Here is a 25,021-nt window from a genome sequence, read left to right on the forward strand (position 1 = left end):
GATCCGTCGCCGCATCGCAGGCGACATATTGATGGAGGCACGGATATGCCCAACCGACCCAACCTGCGTCCTGTTATCCTTGTGCTGGCCTGTGGCCTTGCCGCCTGCGCCAGCAGCCCGCAGGGCAAGCTGCGGCAGTCGGTCTATGACATCGACAGCGCCTATCACGTCATTGCCGCCCCCATGCCCGACGTGATGGCGGGCAAGCTGCCGGGTGTCACGTTGACGGCCGCCGAAAAGACGCTGGTGAAATCCGCCAGTCAGGGCGTGTTTGACGAGATCGCATCCCTTGAAACCTCGATCGCGGGGGGAAGTTCGATCACCGCCACCGCCGTTTCCGCGCTGGAGGCGGATTTTGCGTCATTCGAAACCTGCTGGACCGGCATCAAGGCCGGGCAGCAGCCCCCGGCCTGCGTCGACAGCGGCAGCAAAACCACGGCTACCACCACCAACACAGCGGGGAACTGACACATCATGGACGTAACGGAAATCGGCGCGATCGCCAGCGCGGCCAGCGCAGTGCTGGCCCTGATTGAAAAATATGGCCCCGAAGCATGGGCCACCATCAAGGAAGCGGTGGAAACCACCAAAAGCACCACCGGCCCCACCCTGGCGGAGATCGAGGCGATCTATGCCAGATGCAAGGCCGATAACGCCGCCATTCAGGCATCGTGAGCCTTTTTGTCGCGGGCCTGCTGGTCGGGTTCGCAGGCGGCCTCATCTCGGCAGGTGCCGGGGTGGGGCTGTTCCTGTGGCGTCAGCAAAGGCGCGCACTGGCGGTGCGCATGGCGCTGGGAAGCCCGGATCGCTGATCCGCTGTGGCTGTGCCAGAAATAGCAGGTCCACACTCAATGCTGCTGCCTGTCTGCTGAAATCCATAAAGCAGATAGGTAGTTATGGGGGGAGAAGATGTGGCTAACAAAGCGGACACAGTATTGAAAGATAGCTTTCAGTTGTCGGTTGCAGCGTCTTGATGGTGAAGCACATTACTCGTGGTTGGATATTTTCATTAAGACGAGACCACAAACAATGAAGATGGCAGCTAAAGCTCGGGTCAGCGTGAACGCTTCCCCCAGGATAACTATCCCAACCAGGAATGCCCCAACCGCGCCTATTCCTGTCCAGACAGTGTAAGCCGTTCCCAACGGCAGTGACTTCATAGCCAGAGACAGAAGGCCAAAGCTAATGAGCATCCCGACAAGCGTAATCATGGAAGGCCAGAATTTCGAAAATCCTTCTGACTGCTTCATAGCAGAAGCCCAGATTGCCTCGAAGATACCCGCAACGATAAGAGCAATCCAGTGCACTGAAATATTCCTGTATTTTCAGAAATTTTAGAGACCCTGTCGCAGCAGAAGAATTGCAAGGAAAAGCATCATACACCCGATAACAAGATCCATAATCTTCCAGGATTTTGGCGTGGCAAACAGCGGTTGCAAAAAGCGTGCGCCATAGCCTAACGCTCCAAACCACAGAAAACTGGTAGATGCCGCCCCGGCTGCAAAAAATGGTCTAAGAGGGAGTGGCTGCGCTGTCGAAGCCGTACCCATCAAGAGAACCGTATCGAGATAGACATGCGGATTGAGCCAGGTGAACGCGGCGACTGAAGCCAAGGCTTTTGGTAAAGAGACAGAAGCGCCCTTGGCGACTGTCATGCTCTCTGTTCGCATAGCTTGTCGTAGCGTTCTCACACCGTACCAAAACAGAAATCCAGCACCAGCGAGCGTAAATCCTTTGGCGACTTGTGGGAGCGCCCCCAACAAAGCCCCCATTCCGCCCACCCCCGCGATAATCAGGACAGCGTCAGAGAAGCCGCAGAAAAGGACAACAGGACCGACATGTTCGTTCTTCAGGCCCTGTCGAAGAACGAACAGATTTTGAGCGCCGATCGCGACAATCAGCGAGGCAGAAAGCGCAAACCCGGAAAGAAAGCTGATCATGAAAGGCATCATTCAGCCTTCCTACGCAATGCAGTCAATGAAGGAAAACTTGTTTTTCTTATCCTGATGAAGCAATCCTTTATTGATGTTGGATTATAATGCTCTTGCGGCGGTCAGCGCTGTCATCCGGGAAGGCTCCTTTGATGGCGCGGCCAGGAAATTGAACATCACGGCTTCTGCAGTCTCTCAACGCGTCAGAGGGTATGAAGACAGGCTGGGCGCCTTGCTGATTATCCGTGGACAGCCATGCAGACCAACGGATTTAGGGCAGGCCCTGGTGACACATCTGGACAAAGTTCATCTGCTTGAGGCAGAGATTCCTCATCTTTCCCATACGTCAGGGCTCTTGTCCTCTCCTGATGTTACTCTCAGAATTGCCGTAAACGCTGATAGTCTCGCAACGTGGTTTCCAGCAGCTGTTTCATGTTTTGCTACAGAAGCAGGAGTTTGTCTCGACCTTCTCGTCGAGGACGAGACCTGTACAGCCGAGCGTCTTCGATCAGGCGAGGTTATAGCGGCAATCACATCCCAGACAGACCCGGTCCCCGGATGCAGCTCCATTCACTTAGGGGCGATGCCGTATGTTGCTTGTGCCTCTCCGGATTTTATAGCGAAATACTTCAGCGCTGGAGCGACGGCGATCGAGTTTAAGAGCGCACCTTGCATATGCTTCGACCGAAACGATGGCCTGGAGGCCCGGTGGTTGCGTACTCTGCACAATACAGATTTACCGCAGCGGGTACATTATATTCCCTCTACGCACGGCTTCCTTGATTTTACACTCAACAATATTGGATGGGGGTTACAGCCGCTCAGCCTCGTGGACAGATATCTGTCTCAAGGCAGTCTGATCGAAATCGTTCCCGGCCATCGCCTTGCTATCGATCTTTACTGGGTCATACCTAGAGTGAAGAGTAAGTTATTGAACGACCTTACCCTTCACTTAAAAAATGAATGTGTTCGACATTCTTGTTTAGTCTAGAACACTAAACGCTGTCTGCATTCACCGTAGCCAGATCATGGTACAGGCGTTCCGATCCGGCCCGGGAGATGGCCTTTGATACGACTCCATTGCAGGAAAGGGGCAGGCCGTGACGTTATCAGACGCCGACCATGACGTCGGATGCCTTGATGATGGCGGTCGCGGCTTCACCGACCTTCAGGTTCAGGTCCGCCACTGCTTCGTTGGTGATGGAGGCCGTCAGGATCGTGCCGCCGATGTCGATGCTGACATGCGATGTGGTCGCGCCCTTGGTGATCTGGGTGATGGTCCCGGCGATCTGGTTACGTGCGCTGATTTTCATGTGTGAATGCTCCGCTGATGATGTCCGGCCCCTGTTGTATCCACGAATGGTGACATGTGGCAAACCGGCGTGGCATCGCATTCCTGATGCATGTCATGCGGCATAAGGCACCGCCTGAAAACACCCCATTGATAAGGGGATGTTTGAACAGTCAGCACAGGGAATGCCCCGAAATCATAAGGCAGGTTCTGGCGAAGGAGTGTTCCAGACAGCCTCGACAGAACGCCGCCCTGTTAAGAGACTGTTTGAAAAGTAAGGCTCGATAACACCCTAGAAATTATAAAGGTTTTTGGTGAAGCTTTTTCCAAAAAGCTTCGAAAGACGCCGCCTTTTTGAAAAAAGGCAGCACCCAAAAACTTTTCTTGTTTTTTTATTAAGTAATTGTTTTCAAATAATCTCTTATGAAAATATAGTTTTATGTTTTTCATGATTGACGCAATGTTGTTGCGTAAAAAATCCCCGATCCGACAGCCTGCCTGTGCGACATGGGCATGGCGGATATTGCCCGGTGCCGCCTGTTTGCAAAAGGGCGCCACCGGGCAATGTGGGGCATGGCCCTTTACGCCGGGCCTGCGGCAATGGCCTGACGGACACGCGCGGGGCTGGCATGGGGGCGGCCGATGCGCGTGATGTCGAATGGCGTGGTCTGGTAAATGCGGTTGATCCAGTTCCCCGCCAGCAGATGCGCATGGCTGCGCCAGCGGTTGATCGGCGCGCGGGTGGGGTCATCTTCGGGGAAGTAATCGTAGGGCACGCCGACATCCATCCCGGCCGCGATATCGCGGAAATATTCATCGGCGAGCGAGGTGGAGTCATATTCCAGATGGTTGAACATGTGCAGCGAATGGTGCGACGGGTCATCAAGCAGGCACAGCCCCGTCTGCGCGCTTTCGGCCAGTACGGCCATGCCGCTGTGGGCGGGGATGTCGGCGCGCCGCACCTCTGTCCAGCGCGAAACCGGGACGCAGACATCATCGGAAAACCCGACCAGATACGGCGATGCAGGCACCAGCACGCGATGGCCGTACACCCCGAACGCCTTTTGCGGCAGGCAGTGTTTGGGCATGCCGTGGAAATGATGCACCGCCGCCTGCGCCGCCCAGCAGATATTGAGACATCGATGCACGTTCGTCTGTGTCCAGTCGAAGACCCGGCGCAGTTCGTCCCAGTATGTGACATCGGAAAATGACAGCCGCTCCACCGGGGCGCCGGTGATGATGAACCCGTCGAAACGTTCGGTGCGCACATCTTCCCACGCGCGATAGAACGACGTCATGTGATCGGCAGAGGTATGGCGTGGGATATGGCCGCCAATCCGCACCAGCGTCAGTTCGACCTGCAACGGCGTTGCGCCAATCAGGCGGGCGATCTGCGTTTCGGTGCAGATCTTGTTGGGCATGAGGTTCAGAAGACCGATCCGCAGCGGGCGCACATCCTGACGGATGGCGTCGGCCTCGCCCATGACCATGACGCCTTCACCCTCCAGCGTGGTGCGGGCGGGCAGGTCGTCGGGAATCTTGATTGGCATTTTACGTCCGTTCTCCAACTTCTTGGTTGGGACAGACGCATGTGGCTTGATCCGTTTGGTTGCCGGGTCCGGCCACATCCTTCCTTGCGGAAGCGCCACCTTGCCCGGAATGGCAGGTTGGCGTTGGGCGTCGCCCCAACTCCTGATGCTGCGATCCTTCTATGCCTGGTCGTGTGGTATTTCAAGCCCGAAAAGCATTCTCCCCACCCTGTGAAGCCGTGACCTGCGGGCGCGCAGGACCCCGGCGGCGGTTGTGTTGGGGAACAACGTGCTGATAAACAAGGTGAAAGCCACCCTCTGCCACCGTGTTTTCAAAAAATCCGCTCCCCCGCCCCGCCCCTTGGGCACGCAGGCCGGGCAGGGCCGGGCAGGGCAGGGCAGGGTAGGGGGCCGTGCAGTCAGTCGTCGGTCTGCACGCGTTCGCGCACGACGCGCCGTGCGGCATGTTCCGCACCCAGCCGGTCGCCACGCCCGAACAGCTTCTGTCGCAATGTGCCGGGAGGGTACGCCGTCCTGTAACGCCCGCGCCGTTGCAGTTCGGGGATGACCAGATCCACGATGTCCTCGAACGTTTCCGGTGCGACGGCATAGGCAAGGTTGAAGCCGTCAATGCCGGTCTGCGCCACCCATGCCTCCATCTGGTCCGCGATTTCGGCGGGGCTGCCCACGATGGTCGGCCCCATTCCGCCGATCGCCGCATGCCGCGCCAGTTCCCCCACCGTCCATACCCGTTCGGGGTCCATGACCGTCAGGCTGTCGATGGCGGAATGGATCGCATCATTGCGGACATGGCGCACGGGCGCATCGAGCGCATATTGCGAAAAATCCACCCCCGTCCATCCCGACAGCAGCGCAAGCGCGCCTTCGGTGCTGATATAGCGCTGGTATTCATTGTATTTGAACACCGCCTCTTCATGCGTGGGCGCGGTAATGACCGTCAGCAGCGCAAAGACCAGCGGTTCCCCCGGTGCCCGCCCGGCGCGCCGGGCGCGTTCGCGGATGCCCGTTGTGGTCTGGCGCACCACCTCGCGCGATGGCCCGGCGATGAAGACGCATTCCGCATGTGTCGCCGCGAATTCCTGCCCCCGTGGCGACGCCCCCGCCTGAAACAGGACCGGCGTGCGCTGTGGCGAGGGTTCGCACAGGTGGATCGCATCGACGCTGAGGTATTTTCCCTCATGCCGGATGCGATGTACCTTGGACGGATCGGTAAAGACACCACTGGCGCGGTCACGCAGCACCGCTCCGTCCTCCCAGCTTCCTTCCCACAGGCCATAGACCGCCTGCATGTATTCATCCGCGATGTCATATCGCGTATCGTGCCCGTGCTGTCGTGCCTGTCCCGTGCCGCGCGCCGCGCTGTTGAGGTATCCGGTGACGATGTTCCACCCCACCCGCCCGTCCGTCAGGTGATCCAGCGTGGACATCCGCCGTGCGAAGGGGAAGGGATGTTCATAGGACAGCGTGCATGTCACGCCAAAGCCAAGGTTGCGCGTCACCGCCGCCATGGCGGGCACCAGCATTGCCGGGTCATTCACCGGCACCTGCGATGCATTGCGCAACGCCGCGTCGGGCGATGCGCCATACACGTCATAAACACCCAGCACATCAGCCAGAAACAGCGTATCGAACAGCCCGCGTTCAAGCAGCCGCGCAAGCTCGATCCAGTAGGACAGGGTGTTGTACTGTGCGGAACGGTCGCGTGGATGCCGCCACAGGCCGCTGGCCTGATGGGAGACACAGTTCATGTCGAACGCGTTAAGGCGTATTTCCTTCATGTCAGGCCCCCTGTGGCCAAGGATTGGGTCATAAGAGTTTCCGCAATGCCGTGTTCCTTGAAAAACACGTCATATTCATATGTTTTTCCAAAAACCATCGTTCAGGCGCCGGCCACCCGGCGCCTGATCCGTCAGTCAAAGCCCATCGACACACCGGCAAACACGCCAAACCCGTCACCGGGCTGCATGACCGAAAGCTGCTTGCCCGCGGACTGGTATCCCGGCACGACAATGGCGGCATAATGCTTGTTCGCAAGGTTGTTGAAGCTGAGGAAGACTTCGCGATGCTTGCGCGGCCAGGCATAGCCGATATTGGCGTTATAGATGTGATAGGACGGTGCGAAATACGTCATGTCATATGACGCCCCGACCTTTGACGAGACCTGCGCATTAAACCCGGCGTAAAACCCGTTATGCATGTCAAGGTGGATTTCCCCCTGATAGAAATGTTCGGGAATGCCTGGCAGGCGGTTATGCCCGAACACCGCATCATGGCGATAACGGAAATCCTGATAGGTATAGGCCTGACGCAGCGACAGCGTATTGCCCGACCATTTCAGCAACTCCGTCTCCAGCGAGAATTCGACCCCCTGATGCGTGGTGGGCGAGGCATTGCCGTAAATCGACGTGCCCGCCGCCTCCGACTGTGGGGTCATCACCGTCAGCAGTTCGTTGCGCACGGCGGAATGGTAGTACGACAGGCTCCATTTATTATGGAAATAATGGCCCGTCGTTCCGATTTCGAACGTGGTCGCGGTCTGGTTGCGCAACCGGCCCGATGTCGAATTTTCCCCCGCATAATTCTGCAACGGATATGCGGCGGCATTGTAATATGCCCCGGCATAGTTGTAGTTCCAGTCGTTGGGCGGCTGGATGCTGCGGCTGACGTTTCCGTAAATCTCTATGTTATGATAGGGGATATAGCGAAATCCCCCGCGCGGGATGAAATTGACCGACGACGTGCCAAGGTGCGACCGGTTGGGATAGGTCACGTCAGATTCCCGCCCGATGAACGCCAGCGCGCCCGCCGCCGTCAGCCACAGGTTATGCGCAACCTCGGTATTATTGCGCAGGTGGAAATAATTTTCCGTCCCCCCATATTTGACATGGCGCAGCGTCTCGCCCAGGGGCTGGCCCGCAAACAGCCCGGCATTCGCCCCGCTATTGACGCGGATATGGTTGGTCTGCCACGCGTCAAGGTCGCTGTAGGTCAGGATGCCGAACTGCGTATCGCTCTTGTGGCCCGACAGTACGTCATGGCGGTCGTAATTCAGCACGCCCGCCACGGTCTTGTATCCCCATACCTGCGATGTGGCGTTGTTTTCAATGTCGATCGGCGCATCTTGGTAATTGAAGCCAAGTTCGATTTTCGACGCATCGTCAATGCGGATGGTGGTCATGTCGCCGTAATACTTGGTCCCCGGCTGGATGCGGTGCGCCCCCCATGAATAATAGGGCGACTGGCTCTGCTTCGGGTCGGACAGGATCTGGTCGCGCGTCAGATAGCCGGGATAGCCATTGACCGTCTGGCGATACCGGAAAAATGCCCGTGTGGACACGCGATCATTGAAACGATAACCAAAGTTGGCGTTGATGCCGAAACTCGTCGCCTTGGTGTTTTCCTGATACCCCCCGCGATAGGAATTGGTCACGCTGACAAAATAATCGAACTTGCCGATGACCGCGCCCGAACTGACCTGTTCCTTGACATAGCCAAAGCTTCCGGCCTCCACACGGGCCTGGTATTTCTGTGCGTCGTATCCGGTCTGTGTGACGTAATTGATCGCCCCACCCAGTTGCAGACCACCATAATCGAACGCATTGGCCCCACGCAGCACCTCGGTATAGCGCAGGCCCAGCGGTTCAAACAGTTCATAGGGCGTGCCGGCGGGCGTGGTGACGGGCAGGCCGTCGAACATCATCAGCATGCCCGAACGGAAATAGTTGGTGCCCGTGGCGATGCCCGACCCACGGATCGACAGGCGCAGCCCGTCCCCCCCCGCCAGAGGATTGCGCAAACACGCCGGGCTGGAACGACAGGGCGTCGGCGCTGGTGAAATTGCGGCCCTTGAGCGTCTTTTGCGCGTCGATCACGCTGGTTGCGCCGGGGATGGAGGCCAGACGTGCTTCGGCGCGGGTGGCGGGGGTCTGGCGCTGGCGGGAGACGGAGATGACCTCCGGGCGCGATGGCGGTGTGGCGGTGGGTGTGGCGGCGCGCACCGCGGCCGGTGACAGCCCCCGTGACGTGCCCCGTGCCGTATCGGGGGCTGTCGTCGCGTGGGGCGTGCGCGCGGCATGCACCGTCGCATGCCTGGCCTGCGTTTCGCCGCCCGGCGCGGCAAGCGCATGGGGAAGGAAGATGGTGGAACTGAAAAGATACGAACCGAAAACCAATGTCCGGTGCGTCGGACGTCGTGGGGGCGCGTCAGGTGGGGAAGTCACGAAGGGACGTGGCATAGGAGGGGGTTCCATGGAACATGTCTGTCGCAGCGGGGAAGGTCGGGAGGGGATCGGGCATCAGCATCGACACGATCCGTGCGGGGTGCGAGGTGCGGGGATGGGGGACATCATCGGGTGCCGTCTCCGTCGGGGTGTGGGGTCATTGCGCTGCGGTGCGGCCATATGCGCGGTTGAACCACAGCAGCGGCGCGGGCTGTGCCGCGGCCGACAGCGCGATGTCGATCACATGGGCGAACACCACCGTATGTGTGCCGACATCGCGGATGTCGCTGATGCGGCAGTCAAGGTTCGCCAGCGCCCCGTCCAGCAGCGGCGCGCCACTGCGTCCACGCCGCCATGTGGCCCCGGCGAAACGTTCGGCCATCGTGTGCGCACGGCTGGCGAAGCGGTCCGACAGGCCCGCCTGCCCCGCATGCAGCACGTTGATCGCCAGAACACCGTGGCGCATGATGTGCGCGTGCGCGCTTGCGGTGCGGTTGATGCACACAAGCACGGTCGCCGGCGTGTCGGACACGCTGCACACCGCCGATGCGGTAAAGCCATGTGCGCCGCCATCGCCATCGGTGGTCACGATGCTGATGGCACTTGCCAGCGCGGCCATGCCGTCGCGGAAGGTCGCGGCGGAAACCACGGGGGCGGGACGGGTTTCAAGCAGTACGGTCATGGTCTCGTCCTCGGATCATGTTGAAGGGGAAATGCGGCCGCCCGGAACACGGCCGCCCGGAACACGGTCGCACGGCCATGGCGGGTGTGGCCCCCGGTCAGGCGCGGCTTTCGGCGGACAGGGCGGGCATATGCACCGTGGCGGCGGCGGGGGCTGCGCGCAGGGCGGGGTCCATGTCGGGGTCGTATCCGAACACGTCCCACCGTGATGCCAGCGTCATCACCAGCCCCCCCGACGGCGCGGCCAGCACCAGCCAGAACAGCGCAGTGCCCAGATGCGTGCCCAGCCATGGCAGGAATGTCAGCGCAAGGGTGGAACCCACCCCCGACACCAGTCGCGCCAGCCCGATGCCCATCCCGCGCAGTTCGGTGGGATAGCTGAGGGTGGGATAGGCCATAAGCTGGCATCCGGGACCAAATCCCTGTGCGAAGATGAAGGCGGCGAACCCCGCGACGACGATGGCGGAGCCGATGCTGTCATGTGGCGTCCCCACCAGCGCCAGCGCGCCGACGCCGGCCATCTGTAAGGCATATCCCCACATCAGCGGCAGGCGCGACCGCACCGAACGCGTCAGCCGCACCCCCAGCAGCCCGCCGGGAAACGCCACCAGCAGGTTGAGCACAACGGAAATGACCAGCACCTGCACCGCGCTGGCATGCAGCATCGCGCCCAGCAGGCCGGGCATGCCAAAGATGATGGCGCAGTATGAAAACGAACTGATGAGCGTCATTCCCGCAATCAGCAGCCCGCGCCGCAGCAGTGGCGCGCGCAGCAGGCGGCGCGGGTCGGGCGCGGGGACGGGCGGCGGCGTGGGCCGGGGGCGTACGATCGGGTCCACCCCGTGGGAACGGCGGATGATGTCGGCCGCACGCACCAGATCGCCGCGCCGGGCGATCCAGACGGGGGATTCACTCATATACCGCCCGCGCACCATGATGATTATCAGCGCGGGCACCGCCCCGAACGCCAGTGACGCCCGCCACAGCCATTGTGAATGCCCCGCCGGCAGCACCTGCGCCAGCGCCAGGACGATGACAAGGCACAGCGACGATGCCGCATACCATGTCGGGCACCACGCGGCGGCCCGCGCGGCCTTGCTGCCGCGCCCGTCAAGGCGGGAGAATTCCGACAGGAACGCCATGGCCACCGGCAGGTCCATGCCCACCCCGAACCCCATGGCAAAGCGCGCGGCGATCAGCACGCCCGCCGTCGGCGCGAACCCCGCGACCAGTGCGGCGATGACAAAGCACACCATGTCCGCCATGAACACCGCGTACCGCCCGATCCGGTCCGTCAGCCACCCGCCCGCGATGCTGCCGACGATGGTGCCCGCATTCAGCGCGGCGGCAACCAGCCCGGTCTGGAACGCGGACAGGTGGAAATGCGCCTGCACGTCATTGATGCCCCATGACAGCGTCGTCAGGTCATAGGCGTCAAGGAACACGCCACCCAGCGCAAGGGCGACGACAATGCGCGCATGCCCCCCCGCGCGCGGGCCTGCATTGATGATGGCCGAAATGTCATCGGCGTCGCGCACGACGGGGCGGCCATGTTCCATCACGGGGCCGGGTGGGGATGCGGGCCGGGGGGTGGCGTTCATGATGTCACCTGTTCATGCTGGGGGATGTCCGGGCGGGCGATGTCCCCATGCGAAATGTCCTCATGCAAACCGTCCCGGTGCGCAGGTTTCCGGTGCGCAGCTTCCAGATGCTCAGCTTCCGGATGCGCAGGTTCCGGGGACGCGGGCTCCGGCTCCGGCTGCGGCGTGCGCGCGGGCGCACTGGCATGGTCTGTATCGGCACGGTCGGTATCGGCACGGTCTGTATTGGCGCGGTCGGTAATGGTGTGGTCGGCGCTGTGACGGTCGCTACCGTGGCGCGCGGCGCTGTCGCGGTGCGCGCCCTGCGCCACCAGCGCGCGCAGGACGGTGGCCAGACGCGCCACCTGACGCGAAACCTCCGGCAGTCCCATCAGCTCGCCAAAGCGCCCGCGTGCCAGCGGCCCCGCAACAAACAGCGTCGCCTCGGGGTGGGTGCCCACACAGGCCCGGCCCAGCGCATCGACATGCAGGCCCAGCCCCGTCGGGTCCATTTCCACCATCCCGCGCGCCGCCAGCCCGGCAAGGAAGGGCTGTGCCGCGATGATGTCGCCATGGGCGGGGCCGGTGGTGGTGATGATCGCATCGAACGCCGCCTCACGCGCATGGCCGTTGCCATGGCGCAGGGTGACGCGAAAGGTCTCGTCCTCCACCCGCGCATGTGTCAGGCGCGCGGCCATGAAGGTCAGCAGGCCCGCACGTTCGCGCCCGCGCACGATATCTTCCGTCGGGGGGGCAAGGCGGAAACGGTGCGTGTCCCAGAACGGGCGCAGGTGCCGGATCAGGCGCCGGCGTTCAGGCAGCGGCAGCGCGGCCCAGATGTCGGGGGCCTGTTCACGCAGGCGGTCAACCACCGCCTGCCATGGCTGTGGCGCATTGTCGCGCAGGGTGGCGCGCACCCGGCGCAGCACGTCGCGCGCGGTGCGTGCGGGCGGGGTGGTAAAGGCGCCGAATGCATCGACCTCCCGCGTGGCATGGCTGCGTGAACGTTGCCCCCGGCGCGAGATCGCGACAACAGGCCCCCGGTGTCCGCGCGCCTCCAGCGTGGCGATGGCGTCGGCCATGCTTAACCCCGTCCCCACAACCAGTACCCGGTCCGTGGGCGCGATGTCATCCAGCGCGCCCGCGTTCCATGGATTGGCCACCAGCACGGGATGCGCCCCCGGCCGCAGCGACAGCGCACGCAGCGGCCCCGGCGGGCGTGGCGGCGGATGGCTGGTGGCGATGACGACAATGTCCGCCACCATCTCGGCCCCATCGCTGGTGGTGATGACCCACCGGTTATCATCACGCCTGTATGCCGCAACCACGCTGGCGCGGTGGTGTGTCACCTTCCCCGATGCCAGCAGGGGGGCGATGCGCGCGGCGACATAACGGCCAAAGACCGCACGCGCGGGAAAGCATGTGCCATCAGGGCGGCAGGCCGCATCGTCGCCCGCCACCGCGTCGGTGCGCACGATCCAGTCCATGAAATCCCCCGGATTGTCGGTATCCAGGCTCATGCGCGTGGCGGTGACGTTGATGCGGTGATGCGGGTCCGCCGTGCCATAGGCCACGCCCGCGCCAAGGGTGGGGCGGGGTTCGAATACGGTGACGCGCCGCGCGGGTGGCCCACCGGCATCGGCGCCATCACCCTCCCCCTCCCTGCGCGTCAGGTGCCATGCCAGCGCCGCGCCGGAAAAGCCCCCGCCGATGATGGCGATATGGGGGACGGGCAACGTGTCGGGCACTGTATCTGACAGTGTATCAGCCAAGGTCGTGGCCATGACGCGCATTCCCGCCTTCAGGCCGCGTGGGGCGGGCGGTGGTCGCCTGCGATGGTTTCGCCAAATGGCCCCATGTTGTTGGGCGTTGCGCCCGCGCGCACCGGATGCGCCGTCGGCAGCAGCGGCAGCACACGTTCACCGAACTGATAGGCTTCCTCCACATGCGGATAGCCGGAGAAGATGAACGTATCGATGCCAAGGCGGCGGTATTCGTCGATGCGTTCGGCCACCGTCGCCGCATCCCCCACCAGCGCCGTGCCCGCGCCGCCACGCACCAGCCCCACGCCCGCCCACAGGTTGGGGCTGATTTCCAGCCTGTCACGCTGCCCGCCATGCAGCGCGCTCATGCGTGACTGTCCCACGGAATCCATCCGTGCGAACACCGACTGCGCCTTGGCGATGGTTGCATCGTCAAGATAGCTGATGAGGCGGTTCGCCTCGGCCCAGGCTTCGGCCGTGGTTTCGCGCACGATGACATGCAGGCGGATGCCAAACGACACCTCCCGCCCGCGTGCGCGCGCCAGGGCGCGGATATGGCTGATCTTTTCGGCCACCTGCGCGGGGGGTTCGCCCCAGGTCAGGTATTTGTCCACCGATTTCGCCGCCACGTGGGACGCCGCCTCCGACGATCCGCCGAAATAGATCGGCGGCCCGTCCTTTTGCAATGTGGGAAACAGCAGGTGGCCGTCACGTACGGTGATGTGCTTGCCCTCGTACGTGACATGTTCCCCACGCAGCAGCGCGCGATAGATGTCGAGGAATTCGTCCGTGATTTCGTACCGCGTGGCATGGTCGGCAAACAGCCCGTCGCCCGCATTTTCCGCCGGGTCGCCCCCGGTGACGATATTGATCAGCAGCCGCCCCTGTGAAAACCGGTCCAGCGTCGCGGTCATGCGCGCGGCCAGCGTGGGCGACAGCAGCCCGGGACGCAGCGCAATCAGAAAGCGCAGCCGCCGCGTCAGTGGCGCCAGCGCGGAGGCGACGACCCAGCTATCCTCGCAACTGCGCCCGGTGGGGATCAGCACCCCGTAATATCCAAGCGTGTCCGCCGCCTGCGCCACCTGTTGCAGATAGGGCAGGTCCACCGGGCGCCCGCCCTTTTGCGTGCCGAGATAGCGGCTGTCGCCATGGGTGGGCAGGAACCACAGGGCGTTGATCTTTTCTGGAACGGAATAGGTGTCTGACATGGTCATGATGCCTTCGACAGGGGGGAGGGGGCGGGTTCGTCGGGGAACAGCGGCGCGGCCGGGGCATGCAGCGCCGCCGGGTCGCGGTATCGCGCGGCAAAGTGACGCTCCGGCAGGCGGGCCTGCCCCGGGCGTTCAAACAGGCGTTCGCGCAGGCTTTCCCCCGGCGTATAGGCCGTGCGGTAACGCCCGCGGCGTTGCAGTTCGGGGATGATGAGGTCGATGAAGTCGCGCGCCGTATCAAAGGAATGGTACTGGCGCAGGTTGATGCCATCGACACCGTCGATATCAAGCCATCCCTCGATCTGTGTGGCGACGGTTGTGGGGCTGCCAACGGCGAAGAAGCGGCCTTCGTCAAAGGTCGCGATCTGGCGCAGGGCGCTGCCGATGGTCTGGTCGGGGCGGAAACGACGGTTCATGTTGCCAAAGGTCACGCCCTCGCGCCGCAGGACGTCGCCAATGCGTTCGTTCGGGTCGTAACGGCGCAGGTCAATTTCCGCCTGTGCATGCACCAGCGCGCCTTCGGTGCTGTAATATTGCTGGTATTTCTCAAGCTTTTTGCGTGCCAGCGCATCAGTCGTGTCGGTCACGATGCCCGCCATGACGATGAAACGGATGTCATCGCCATGACGCCCATGGGCACGGGCGCGTTCGCGGGTGCGCGCGATATTGGCGCGCACGTCCGCCGTGGTCTGCCCGCCGATGAACACGACTTCTGCATGGCGGGCGGCGAATTCCAGCCCGGCGGGCGACCCGGTGGCCTGAAACACGACCGGCGTGCGCTGCCGTCCCGGCTGTACCAGATGTGGCCCCGCCACGCGGAAATGCGTGCCCGTATGGTTGATGCGCCGCACGGCGTCGGGGTTGGTATAGATACCGGCCGCCGCGTCATTGCGCACCGCCGCATCATCCCAGCTCCCCTCCCACAGCTTGTACAGCACATCCATGTATTCATCCGCGATGGCATAGCGGCGGTCGTGGGGGATTTCGTCGTCAAGGCCGAAATTCTGCGCCGCCGAACGCAGGTATGACGTCACCACGTTCCACCCCACACGCCCGCCCGTCAGCAGGTCCAGCGTCGCCATGCGCCGGGCAAAGGCGAAGGGCGGTTCATAGGTGGTCGAAAATGTGACGCCAAAGCCGACATGCCGCGTCACCGCCGCCATGGCGGGAACCAGCATCAGCGGGTCCAGATTGGGGATCTGCACCCCTTCGCGCAGGGCGGGGGCGTCGCCTGCGCCAAAACGGTCATAGGTGCCGATCACGTCGGCCAGGAATACCGCGTCGAACAGCCCCTCTTCCGACAGTTTCGCAACCTCCAGCCAGTACGCCATTTCCCCCATGCGGTGGCGGTTATTGCCGGGCATGCGCCACATGCCGTGGACGATATGGCTGACGCACGCCATTTCGAACAGGTTGACATGCAGTTGTTTCGGGCGTGCGCTCATGCCGCATGTTCCTTGCGCGGGGGTGTCCCAACCTGCGTCCCAACCTGCGTCCCGGCCTGTACCTCTGGCTGTGCGTCCGCCCCCGTCGCGGCCTGCGTGGCGCGGGCCTGCCATTGCGCACCAAATTGTGTACCGTTCAGTATGTGATCGCCCAGTTCACGCTGCCGCTGGATCAGCGGGTTGTGCGACGCCAGCGTGCGTGCATTGCGCCAGTGGCGGTCAAGGCGTCGCGCCTCGCTCGTGGCGGAGGCGCCGCCGACCTCGAACAGGGTGGTCGCCGCCGACAGCACCTGTTCGGCCACCACCTGCTGCGCCTGATAGGCATGGGTCAGCGCGCGTTGCAGTTCCGGGCCGTCATCCGCGCCCGCGACCCATTGCGGATATGCCGCCGCCAGTGACGCCACCACCCGTTCCACCAGCGCATCGGCAGAGAAGGAAAGCGCCGACAGACGCCCCACCACCGCCTGCACCAGCGGGTCATGGCGTTGCGCCACCTGTCCGGGCACACCGAACGTGCGGGTGCGTGGCCGCACGAACGCCACCGCGTCACGCACGATGGCGCGCCCGATCCCCGCCAGCGTGGCGAGGTGGAAAAGCTGGTAATAGGTCGTGAAATACGCCTCGGTCGGGAATTGCGACAGCGGCGTGCGCGACAGGATGTTTTCATCGGGCACCACCACGGCGTCAAAGCGCGTTGTGCCGCTGCCGGTCAGGCGTTGTCCAAACCCGTCCCAGTCGTCAATGCGCTCCACCCCCGGCGCGGTGGTCGGCACGGCAAGTGTAATGCGATGCGGCCCATCCGCCGCGACCGCGACGATCCATGATGCATACAGCGTCCCGGTGGAGTAGTATTTTACCCCATCCAGCCGCCATAGCGTAGTGTCCGCCGTCCCCCCCCTCACGCCGCAGCGTGGTGCGCACGCCCGTGCTGTCGCCCAGTTCGGCCATCGCCGCGCCGAACACCGCGCCATGTCCCGCAAGGTCCAGCCAGCGCGCGGCCTGTGGCGTGTCGCCTTCGCGCAGGCGGGCTTCGACGAAGGCGAAATGCGCGCGAAAGATCTGCGGCAGGTTTGAATCCGCCTCCGCCAGTTCGGATAACAGCGCGAAGGTTTCCGTCAGGCTTGCGCCAAGGCCACCATGGCGCACCGGCACCCGCAGCCCCGCGAACCCCGCATCCACCAGCCACTGTACCGCATCGCGCGCCAGCGTGCGGCTGTGTTCGCGTTCCACCGCGCCCTGGGCAATGCGTGCAAACACCGCCCGCAGCCGCGCGATGGCGTCGTGCCGGGGGGTGGGGAGATCATGTGAAGGATGTGCCGGACCTGTCATGGCGACCTCTGGGAAAGTGATGCAGGAATTAACGATTCCATGTGCGCATTGTTACATTAACAACAGTATCAACAGTACAATGCGAGTCAATAAAATATTTGACGGATATTTTTTGTATTTTCAGGAGTCGCAGAGGATAATGGCGGAAAATTGCCGCATATCCCTGCGTGAAAAAGGGCGCGCAGGGGGCATTCAGGGCAGGAGGGTATTGGTTGTATGTAATTGATATATAATAGGTATAATAAGAAACCGGGCCGGATTCCCGGGTCCGGTTAAATTAACGATATTAAATAGTTTATTATCCGCTGCATGGCCGCCCCGCCCCCTCTTGCAATCCGTGGGCAGGTCGCGTCATGTCGGGAAAGGCAGCCCGGTGCGGTGGCCATGGCAGAGTGGAGAAAGCCTTGATGAATGCGCACGCCCCCCGATATCGCACACTCGACATGCCCGGCATTCTGGCGCTGTTGTCCGGCCTGCCTGACATTGCCGCCCGCCTTGGCGGGGATGGCGCGCAATGGACGATATGCGAGGTCAGTGACGGCAACCTCAATAACGTGTTCGTGGTCGATGGCCCGCATGGCGGCGTGTGCGTCAAGCAGTCACTGCCCTATGTCCGTGTGGACCCGTCATGGAAAATGCCTCTGGACCGCACGTTTTTCGAGGCGTCGTACCTGCGGGACATCCATCCCCTTGTGCCCGGCCTGACAACGCGGTGCCTGCATTTCGACCCCGACCTGTTCGTGCTGGTGGTCGAAAGCCTGTCGGGACATACGGTGTATCGCACCGCCCTGATGGCGGGGGCGCAATGGCCGCGTGTGGTGCCCGACATCGCCACCTTTGTCGCGCGCGCCACATTCGGCACGTCGGTCCTGTGCGCACCGTTTGAACATGTGTTCGAACGTCAGGCGGTCTATGCCCGCAACACCACCTTGCGGCGTATTACGCTCGACCTTGTGCTGGATGATCCGTACCACGACCATCCGCGCAACCATTGGGATGACCGGCGGCTGGATGACGTGGTGGGGCGTATCCGCGCCTCATGCACGGTGCGGCGTGTGGTGGACGGGCTGCGCCTGCGTTTCCTGACCTGCCCGCAGGCATTGCTGCATGGGGACCTGCATACAGGCTCCATCATGGCCACGGCCACCGATACGCGCGTAATTGACGGGGAATTCGCCATTTACGGGCCGATCGGGTTCGATTGCGGGATGTTCGTGGGCAATCTGGTGCTGCGTCGCTTTGCCGATCCGTCACCCGATGCGGGGCGGGCGTGTGTGCATGACATCCACCGGTTCTGGAACGGGTTCGTGGCCGAATTCACGCGCCAATGGGCAACGGCGCATCCCACGCCGTCCGACCCGTCCGGGCCGTGCGCATTTTTCCTGCCTGATGCGGAGGATGCATCATCGCGTGGCGAACGGACGCCGGGGCCGTCACAGGACCCGTTACAGGATCTGCCGCCGGGCCGCGCGGCGTTCCTGCGTGCGGTGTTTGAGGACATGGTGGGATATGCCGCCACGGAAATCATCCGTCGCATCATCGGTTATGCCCATACCGCGGATTTCGACGTGATCCCCACGCATGATGCCCGCACCGTCCGCAGGCGCGCGGCGTTGGTGTTCGCATATGGCCTGCTGCGCCACCATGGGACGCATGACGGGGTGAATGCGGCCTTTGGCGCGTTGGTGGGACAAGGGGAAGTGGAATGAAAATTTCGCTGGGGAAGGCTGGGGTTTGTCTTTGGTGCTGTTCGGAAATTCCGGCCCGCACCTTGCGGTGACACTAAAGGTTTTTGGAAAATATGTTTTCAAAAAACCTTTGTAATATATAACATTTTTACAGGATATATGTCATCCGGGGACTTCCTTGCACCTTGTTTCAGGACTGTCTGAAAAGGTAAGTCCGATAGGATCGTAAAATCATAAAAGTTTTTGGTGAAGCTTTTTTCAAAAAGCTTCGAAAGACGTTGCCTTTTCGATCGAAAGGTACCACCAAAAATCTTTTTCCATTGTTTCTCAACGGCTTGTTTTCAAACAGTCATCTAAGAAAAGTTTTTTGGTGCCGACTTTTTCCAAAAATGCGGTTTATTTCAAATCTTTTTGGAAAAAGCTTTACCAAAAACTTTTATAATTTCAGGGGGATTGGTACAGACGTTTCAGGCAGCCTCTTTGGCGCATGCTGCACCCAGACCTTTCTCCGCTGCGAGACAAAGGCAATGTGCCCGCATGGGGGGACTGTGGCGTGCTGATGTGGGACAGGGACCGCCTTTATGCGCAAAAGGCGGTTGTCCTGGGGCGTGTTGTCAGATGGAAAAGGTCGCCGGCTGTGCCGGTGGGCGTTCTGGCCGGGGCAGGCCGTGGTTTTCGGCCTGTCGTACCAGTTCGTCAAGCGTGACCTTGCGATATTCGCGTTCCAGCATTCCTTCCATCTGGTTCAGGAAGGGACGGATGACGGTATTGAACAGCGGGCCATTACGCCGTTCCATCCGGTCATGACGCGCCATGATGGCCTGGTGGATGTCCGACAGCAGGATTTCACGCGCCGGATGGCCCAGCCGGTATCCGCCATGCGGCCCCCGCACCCCCGACAGCAGGCCAGAGCGCGACAGCACCTGCAAAAGCGGTTCGATCCCGCGTCGCGCCATGCCTGATCGTTGCGCGATTTCCGTGGCGCTGACGGTGTTGCCGTGCATGCCGTGGAACGCAATGTCCAGCATGATGAAGATTGCCGTAACCGTGCGGTCGCGGAGGCCCTGCATATCGTATGTCCCGTGGTTATGCCCGCGTCACGACCGGCCGGACCGCCGGGGCGCCGGGCCTGCGCCCGCATGTCCGGCCGTGCGTCGTGCCGTCATGGCGCGGTGTGCGTGGGGGGAAGGGTTTCGATGAATTCCGCCAGCCAGCGCAGGCCCTGTGCCCATGCGCCCACGGCGGATGAATTGCCAAGGTGCCCCTGCGCCCCCGCCGACAGCAGGCGTGCGCCCCATCCGGTGGCGAAGGCCCGTGCGCGGGCGGGGGACAGCCATTCATCATTGCCACTGGCGATAAGGCGTGTGGCAAAGGGCAGCGGCGTGGGCGCAGGGGGCGCGAAATCACGCACCAGCCCCGGCACCTGCCGCGCGCGCGGGCCATGCAGGTCCGCCGGGGCGACAAGGAATGCCCCCGCCACGGGGATGCGCGTCTGCTGTGCGCCCCAGCGCGCGACCAGCACGGCCCCAAGGCTGTGGGCGGCAAAGATCACCGGCCGGTGGCACTGCACAAGCGTCCGTTCCAGACCCCGTGCCCATGCGTCATAGGTGGGGTGGTCCCAGTCCGCCTGCCGGACGCGGTGTGACGGCAGCAGCGATTGCCAGCGCGATTGCCAGTGCAGAGGCCCCGAATCATGCAGTCCCGGCACGATCACAAGGTCATAGGGAACAAGCAGGTCACGCACCCGCCGCGCCAGTGCTGCGGTGTCTTCGGGTGCGGGGGGCAGGCCATGCGCCATCGGTATGGGCAGGGGGGAATGCGCGGTGCCGGGCCGCGATGCTGGATCGGGGGTCATCGTGTTGCCTCGCCTTTCGCCTATGCCGCGGCCATGTGGGGACGGGGGGATGCATGCCCCGGCCGAAACAGGTCGAGCATCCGCACCACATCGCCAAAATCCCGGTTGCCACCAGGGGGATGGGACAGCGTGGTCCGTATCGTCCCGTCTGGCGCGATCAGGAAAACGACATGTTCTTCCACCGGTGCGGTGGGCAGGTCATCGAACTCTGCCCCGCAATACAGGCCCCATATGGCGGCAACATCGCCCGCATCGCACACCGTCGCCCATGTGGACGGTACTCCCGGCGTAATGGGATGCACGCCATCATGGCCGGTTGTGGGCGACAGGGCCAGAACCTTTACCGAACGGTCCAGTTCCGGGATGCTGCTGGGGCGGAAATCCTGCGGGTGCGTCACCAGAACAGCCCATGCCCCGTCGCGCCAGCCATGGAAACAGATACGGCCCAATGTGGTCCGGGCCGTGAAATCGGGTGCCCTGTGTCCTGAAAATAACGCCATCGGCTTATTCCCTCCCGGCAGGACTGCCTGCCTCGGGATGGATAAAAACACATGGGTTATAGGGAGTCAACTAAACCACAACAGAAATTGTCTTTTTGCATGTGGAAACAACATAAAAAGACGTGATTTTTGTCCGTATATTATACGAAATAAAATAGTGCTTTTTGCATGCGGCCTTGGGCGCAGCCTGAAAACAGACCGTCATAAGGAATGAGAGGGGGCGGGAGTGTGAACAACCCGTTGATAAGACGTGATAAAAATTATCGGATGATGCCGTGTTCTGAAAATGCGATGTTTTTCAAGGCTTTTTGCACAAGGCGTCCGCAAAACATTCATGATGTCAGGCGGCTGCTGGATCTGGTTCTGCAAACAATTCCGGGAAATTTCCGGGCCGTCTTTTGTCGAAGGCAACGGCGTTGTCCGGGGTTTTTCAAAGTGGCCGGCAGAGGACATGCAGGGGGCATGCAGGGGAAGCAGGCAGGGCCTTCATGCAGGGGCTGGCATTCTGGACATTCTCGTTGCGGGGAGGGCAGGCAGCCGTGATCCGGGTCCGATCACATGGCGCGGGACATGCGCCCGGCACGGTCGCGGCGGCAGGGCCGGGCGCCTGCCGCCGGTCAGGGCACCTGGCCCCGCTGCCTTGACCCAAGGGGGCAGAGGATTACCTGAGCGCGGCGCAGGCCACGCGATCGCCCGCGCCGCCGATGGGCTGGCTGCGATAATCATCGGGGTTGGCATGGATGACGAGGGAAGACCCATCCGTGTCGAGCAGGCCGGGGCGCCCATCCGTGCCATTAAGCGTGACCAGCGTGGAATAGAGTTCCACGGTTGCGTTGCCGTCCGGCCCGACAAAGATGTTCGGCAGGTCGCCCGCATCATTGGCATTGGCGTTCAGCAGGCCATGCACCACCGGGGTCGTGGCATGGACATGTGCGCCCGCGCTGGTGAATTTCGGGGCGCTGCAATTACCTTTTTCATGGAAATGTATGCCGTGCCAGCCAGGGATCAGCCCCTGTGCCGTGATGCGCACAAGGACACCATGGGGGGCGGCGGTGACATGCACATTACCATGTGCCGTGCCGTCCGTGCCCAGCAGGCTGCCTGATGCCGTATCGGCGGCCAGTGCGCGAGTGCACAGGGTCGGGGTGGTGAACGCGGCAATGCCACAGGCAAGCAGGGCAAGCTGTCGAAGGCGTGGGAACATGGGATTTCCTTTATATCTCGCGGGTGTCACGGTGGGGCGTGGCCGGGATGTCGTGGCGGAACATGACAGGGCACGGCAGGGCATAACCATGAAACAGGGCATAACATAGCAGACCCTGTCCTGTCCGCCGTGTCCTGCCTGTCCCGTCCGTCATGTCCCGCCCCCTCCTGCACGGTTCCCCGCACGGCCCCGGCCATACAAACGGCACGGTGGCCGTGGCGTTGCATCCCCCTACTGTCGCGCCGCACGGATGTGGGGGAAAGCCAATCCTTCGTGACTGTGCCCCTTATTATGCCGTCCCTGATGATGGTCCCGACTGTGCCCGTGCGCGACGGTGGGGGAATAATGAAAAACGGCACCGCCCGTCGCGCGGGCGATGCCGTCATATGTAATCACGTGCCATCAGGCGCGTCAGGACGGGCCGCGGTGCCGGCAGCCTTTATGCCGGCGCCTTTACACCCGTCCCGGCCTCTGTCGTGTCGATGTCCCTGGTGCCAAAGGTCAGGTGGAGCAGGCGGCGATCCGCCTCATTAAGGGGATACAGATGCGGCTGCGCCTGGATCATCCACCGGATCGAGGTGTTGAGCACATGGCCCAGCCCCCACGGGCTTGCGGCGTTCACCTGTGTCTCCAGCGAGGAGAACAGGTCAGAGCGCGTGATGTCATTGGGCGAACGTATCAGGGCAATGATGACGGCAATCAGCATGCAGCTGACGACCGCGTGGGCCACACCGGTCGGGGTCCGCGCGCTATAGAGCAGGTAGAACGTGCTTTTATACAGATGCACCAGCGCGCCAAGCACGGAAAAGACGAGGGCAAGGGCCGGGGCAATGACCGCCTCCATCGCCTCGCGCCCGATCTGCGCGTGTTCCTGTCCATCGACAAAAGTGTCGGCAGGGAAATCAAGTTCCGAAATCCGTCGTTCCACCTCACGCGTGACCATCGGGGTGCGGACTTCGGATGCGAACTGTTCTGCGGTCATGTTGGCCGAAATGGGGATGTCATCGGGAACATGCAGCGCCTGGCGCATCATCGCGACACAGGGGGGCAGGTTGGCAAATGCCGCGAAACCCAGCCCCGGCGGGATGAATTCCCGTTCGCCCGTAACATCGCGGCCCAGGGCATTCATATATGCCATCCGTGCAGCAGATGACCGCCCGTTGCGAAGGTAGGTGGTCGCAAGGTCTTCATACCGGTTGAACCTTGCACGGATCTGTATTGCGGGGCCGGCGAACTGTTCGTTAAAGACGTGGCCGTCCGTGCCCCCCGTGTCATGACGCACGGTTTTGGCCATCGCCTCCTTGACCGCGGCTTCGGCCTGCTGCTTTGCGCCCTCGCTGACCGACAGGCCCATCAGGGGCAGGATCGACAGGAATGCCTTGCCCGCCGGGGACTGGCGCGTTTCGGCGTCAAGCCTGATCTTTTGCGGGTCCATTTCATTATGGACGATGTCGCGCTTGATATATTGCAAGAACATCGCGTCACGGCGCTGCTCGCCCGTGGAATGGGCCACGATCCGGTTCAGCAGCGCCTTTTCCCCGTAATAGGCCGCAGGCATCAGGATGATCGTGCTGAGGAACAGCGCGCGGATCACATTGGGCCGTGCCTGGTATGTCGCATTCGCCCGGCGCAGGATCATGCCCCAGAACGCAAGTGTCAGCGCAAGGCTGGAAATGAGCCGCCCATAGAACTCGATCGCGTCCACATCGCGCCGTGTCGCGAAACTGCCGGTAATATCGAGCAGGCGCGCGTTGAAGGCCAGTTCAAACACCAGGTAAAGTGCTGTCAGCACCAGCATGAGGGGCGCATAGGCACGTTTTTCGCGTGTTTCCCTGTACCGTTCGAAATCGAGAAGCTTCACTGTGTCAGATCCAGTTTGACCGGCTGTGACGTATCGGTTTCATCGGCGTGCGGGATGCTCAGGGGTATCTTTTCCATATGCGCGACGGGTGCGCTGTGGTGATGGACCACGCGGTGTGGGCGGGCCGGGGCGGCGGGGGCCTGCGCCACCTGTGATGCCTGTTGCGCCTGTGCCGCCGCTGCCGCCGCCTGTGCATATGCCGTCGGGTCATCCAGCCATTTCTGGCTTAATGGTGATAACGGGTCGGACGGGTTTTCCACGACCGAATGATCCAGCCGCGTGACAGGGACATAATGCGCCGCCGCGATGGCGGCACTGCTGGCGCTGGTGTCGGGCGCAAGGCCCGGCTGCCGGAATTCCCTGATCCTGCGGTGCTGGTATACATAAATCGTGTCGGACGGGGGCGTCGTGGGGGGAAAGCTGATGCTGTCCGCATCGCGCGCGGTGACGGTATGGTCCACGCATGGCGCGGCAAGCCTGTCGGTCTGCAGGTGGTGCCCATCCCACAGCGAGACGACCTCATAACTCCTGTCGCATCCCTCATGGCGCCCGCGCAGGACGGCAACGGTTTCGTCGCGCAGTTCAAAGACCTGGATGATATGCGGATCACGCATCTTCAGTGCCGAGGACACGTTTTTATCCATTACTGTGATGTAACCATTTCCCCGGGCATCCACCTGCAACCCGATCGTGTGGGCCTGATAGGAAAATGTCTCACGCGTGTCGCGCCCCTCCTGGGCATGGGCCATCGGTGATGTCAAAACCGCGCATGTCGTGGCAAGCAGCATTCCCCAGGCATGGCGCATGCGCGTGCGTCGCTCCTGCCCATGGGCGAAAGACCCGGCGGTCCGTGGTAAAGTAATGGGAATGGCACGAAGGGTCATATTTATGCTTTTGCCTGTAATTATGACG

General features: G+C 62.2%; 25 protein-coding genes, 1 pseudogene and 1 riboswitch. Of the genes and pseudogenes, 6 read left to right on the forward strand and 20 right to left on the reverse strand.

What is annotated here, in order from left to right; all coding sequences use genetic code 11:
- The first annotated feature begins 45 nt into the window (after positions 1-45).
- Genes FYB92_RS03900 through FYB92_RS03910 form a run of 3 tightly spaced genes read left to right on the forward strand, consistent with a single transcriptional unit; the run spans position 46 to position 812 of the window.
- Positions 46-468: a hypothetical protein gene (locus FYB92_RS03900; protein ID WP_332828201.1), complete on the forward strand. Its 423-nt coding sequence runs from the start codon at positions 46-48 to the stop codon at positions 466-468.
- Positions 469-474: 6 nt separating this feature from the next.
- Positions 475-675, forward strand: coding sequence for a hypothetical protein (locus FYB92_RS03905; RefSeq protein WP_003621791.1), 201 nt, complete (start codon positions 475-477; stop codon positions 673-675).
- Complete coding sequence (locus FYB92_RS03910) at positions 672-812, forward strand: hypothetical protein (protein WP_332828202.1); 141 nt, start codon at positions 672-674, stop codon at positions 810-812. Before FYB92_RS03905 ends, FYB92_RS03910 begins: the two co-directional genes overlap by 4 nt.
- 174 nt (positions 813-986) lie before the next feature.
- On the opposite strand, the gene FYB92_RS03915 is transcribed toward FYB92_RS03910, so the two are convergent.
- Both FYB92_RS03915 and FYB92_RS03920 read right to left on the reverse strand, forming a co-directional pair.
- A complete protein-coding gene (locus FYB92_RS03915) occupies positions 987-1,307 on the reverse strand; it encodes a multidrug efflux SMR transporter (RefSeq protein ID WP_332828203.1) in 321 nt (106 codons plus the stop codon).
- A 27-nt stretch (positions 1,308-1,334) separates the two neighbouring features.
- Positions 1,335-1,949 (reverse strand): LysE/ArgO family amino acid transporter, encoded by a 615-nt coding sequence (locus tag FYB92_RS03920; RefSeq protein WP_196758592.1) that lies wholly within the window; start codon positions 1,947-1,949, stop codon positions 1,335-1,337.
- A 76-nt stretch (positions 1,950-2,025) separates the two neighbouring features.
- Here FYB92_RS03920 and FYB92_RS03925 point away from each other — a divergent pair, with 76 nt between their 5' ends.
- Positions 2,026-2,922, forward strand: coding sequence for a LysR family transcriptional regulator ArgP (locus FYB92_RS03925; protein WP_332828204.1), 897 nt, complete (start codon positions 2,026-2,028; stop codon positions 2,920-2,922).
- 118 nt (positions 2,923-3,040) lie between these two features.
- Here the strand turns inward: FYB92_RS03925 and FYB92_RS03930 are convergent, their stop codons facing one another.
- From FYB92_RS03930 to FYB92_RS03980, 11 genes and pseudogenes are all read right to left on the reverse strand, one after another.
- A complete protein-coding gene (locus FYB92_RS03930) occupies positions 3,041-3,244 on the reverse strand; it encodes a molybdopterin-binding protein (protein WP_003621800.1) in 204 nt (67 codons plus the stop codon).
- 559 nt (positions 3,245-3,803) lie between these two features.
- Complete coding sequence (metA, locus tag FYB92_RS03935) at positions 3,804-4,772, reverse strand: homoserine O-succinyltransferase (protein WP_048858817.1); 969 nt, start codon at positions 4,770-4,772, stop codon at positions 3,804-3,806.
- Between the two features lie 45 nt (positions 4,773-4,817).
- A riboswitch (SAM-I-IV-variant riboswitch) is annotated at positions 4,818-4,926 on the reverse strand.
- A 244-nt stretch (positions 4,927-5,170) separates the two neighbouring features.
- Entirely contained in the window at positions 5,171-6,550 is a 1,380-nt protein-coding gene (locus FYB92_RS03940) for an LLM class flavin-dependent oxidoreductase (RefSeq protein WP_003621803.1), read from the reverse strand.
- Between the two features lie 131 nt (positions 6,551-6,681).
- Positions 6,682-9,007, reverse strand: a pseudogene (locus FYB92_RS03945) (TonB-dependent receptor domain-containing protein).
- Positions 9,008-9,149: 142 nt separating this feature from the next.
- Complete coding sequence (locus tag FYB92_RS03950; RefSeq protein ID WP_075596401.1) at positions 9,150-9,674, reverse strand: flavin reductase family protein; 525 nt, start codon at positions 9,672-9,674, stop codon at positions 9,150-9,152.
- A gap of 97 nt (positions 9,675-9,771) precedes the next feature.
- A complete protein-coding gene (locus FYB92_RS03955) occupies positions 9,772-11,274 on the reverse strand; it encodes an MFS transporter (protein ID WP_003621807.1) in 1,503 nt (500 codons plus the stop codon).
- Positions 11,271-13,037: an FAD/NAD(P)-binding protein gene (locus FYB92_RS03960; protein ID WP_332828205.1), complete on the reverse strand. Its 1,767-nt coding sequence runs from the start codon at positions 13,035-13,037 to the stop codon at positions 11,271-11,273. The genes FYB92_RS03955 and FYB92_RS03960 overlap by 4 nt, the downstream gene beginning before the upstream one ends.
- Before the next feature lie 17 nt (positions 13,038-13,054).
- The gene (gene ssuD / locus FYB92_RS03965) at positions 13,055-14,230 is read right to left on the reverse strand and encodes an FMNH2-dependent alkanesulfonate monooxygenase (protein WP_003621809.1); all 1,176 of its coding nucleotides are present in this window, start codon (positions 14,228-14,230) and stop codon (positions 13,055-13,057) included.
- Positions 14,227-15,672 carry an NtaA/DmoA family FMN-dependent monooxygenase gene (locus FYB92_RS03970; protein ID WP_062809484.1) on the reverse strand — a complete coding sequence of 482 codons (1,446 nt, stop codon included), beginning with the start codon at positions 15,670-15,672 and terminating at the stop codon, positions 14,227-14,229. The genes ssuD and FYB92_RS03970 overlap by 4 nt, the downstream gene beginning before the upstream one ends.
- Complete coding sequence (locus FYB92_RS03975) at positions 15,669-16,445, reverse strand: hypothetical protein (RefSeq protein ID WP_332828970.1); 777 nt, start codon at positions 16,443-16,445, stop codon at positions 15,669-15,671. Before FYB92_RS03975 ends, FYB92_RS03970 begins: the two co-directional genes overlap by 4 nt.
- Entirely contained in the window at positions 16,411-17,001 is a 591-nt protein-coding gene (locus tag FYB92_RS03980; protein WP_332828206.1) for an acyl-CoA dehydrogenase family protein, read from the reverse strand. Before FYB92_RS03980 ends, FYB92_RS03975 begins: the two co-directional genes overlap by 35 nt.
- A gap of 407 nt (positions 17,002-17,408) precedes the next feature.
- Between FYB92_RS03980 and mtnK the strand changes: the two genes are divergently transcribed.
- A complete protein-coding gene (mtnK, locus tag FYB92_RS03985) occupies positions 17,409-18,710 on the forward strand; it encodes an S-methyl-5-thioribose kinase (protein WP_247067135.1) in 1,302 nt (433 codons plus the stop codon).
- Between the two features lie 593 nt (positions 18,711-19,303).
- Here mtnK and FYB92_RS03990 read toward each other — a convergent pair.
- The 3 genes from FYB92_RS03990 to FYB92_RS04000 all read right to left on the reverse strand — a co-directional run bounded on the left by FYB92_RS03990 (position 19,304) and on the right by FYB92_RS04000 (position 21,044).
- Positions 19,304-19,759, reverse strand: a complete 456-nt coding sequence (locus FYB92_RS03990) for an Rrf2 family transcriptional regulator (protein ID WP_003621816.1) — start codon at positions 19,757-19,759, stop codon at positions 19,304-19,306.
- A gap of 92 nt (positions 19,760-19,851) precedes the next feature.
- The gene (locus FYB92_RS03995) at positions 19,852-20,544 is read right to left on the reverse strand and encodes an alpha/beta hydrolase (RefSeq protein WP_247067134.1); all 693 of its coding nucleotides are present in this window, start codon (positions 20,542-20,544) and stop codon (positions 19,852-19,854) included.
- A 20-nt stretch (positions 20,545-20,564) separates the two neighbouring features.
- A complete protein-coding gene (locus FYB92_RS04000) occupies positions 20,565-21,044 on the reverse strand; it encodes a hypothetical protein (RefSeq protein WP_003621818.1) in 480 nt (159 codons plus the stop codon).
- Positions 21,045-21,532: 488 nt separating this feature from the next.
- Here FYB92_RS04000 and FYB92_RS04005 point away from each other — a divergent pair, with 488 nt between their 5' ends.
- On the forward strand, positions 21,533-21,688 hold the full coding sequence (locus tag FYB92_RS04005; protein ID WP_332828207.1) for a hypothetical protein: 156 nt from the start codon (positions 21,533-21,535) through the stop codon (positions 21,686-21,688).
- Between the two features lie 17 nt (positions 21,689-21,705).
- Here FYB92_RS04005 and sodC read toward each other — a convergent pair whose 3' ends face one another.
- The 4 genes from sodC to FYB92_RS04025 form a co-directional block, all read right to left on the reverse strand.
- Positions 21,706-22,248 carry a superoxide dismutase[Cu-Zn] gene (sodC, locus tag FYB92_RS04010; protein WP_332828208.1) on the reverse strand — a complete coding sequence of 181 codons (543 nt, stop codon included), beginning with the start codon at positions 22,246-22,248 and terminating at the stop codon, positions 21,706-21,708.
- 10 nt (positions 22,249-22,258) lie between these two features.
- Complete coding sequence (locus FYB92_RS04015; protein ID WP_003621820.1) at positions 22,259-22,402, reverse strand: hypothetical protein; 144 nt, start codon at positions 22,400-22,402, stop codon at positions 22,259-22,261.
- A 285-nt stretch (positions 22,403-22,687) separates the two neighbouring features.
- Positions 22,688-24,109: a hypothetical protein gene (locus FYB92_RS04020; RefSeq protein ID WP_075632709.1), complete on the reverse strand. Its 1,422-nt coding sequence runs from the start codon at positions 24,107-24,109 to the stop codon at positions 22,688-22,690.
- Positions 24,106-24,993, reverse strand: coding sequence for a hypothetical protein (locus tag FYB92_RS04025; protein ID WP_332828209.1), 888 nt, complete (start codon positions 24,991-24,993; stop codon positions 24,106-24,108). The genes FYB92_RS04020 and FYB92_RS04025 overlap by 4 nt, the downstream gene beginning before the upstream one ends.
- Positions 24,994-25,021 lie beyond the last annotated feature (28 nt).

Source organism: Novacetimonas sp. GS1 (genome assembly GCF_036686925.1).
Taxonomy (GTDB): domain Bacteria; phylum Pseudomonadota; class Alphaproteobacteria; order Acetobacterales; family Acetobacteraceae; genus Novacetimonas; species Novacetimonas hansenii.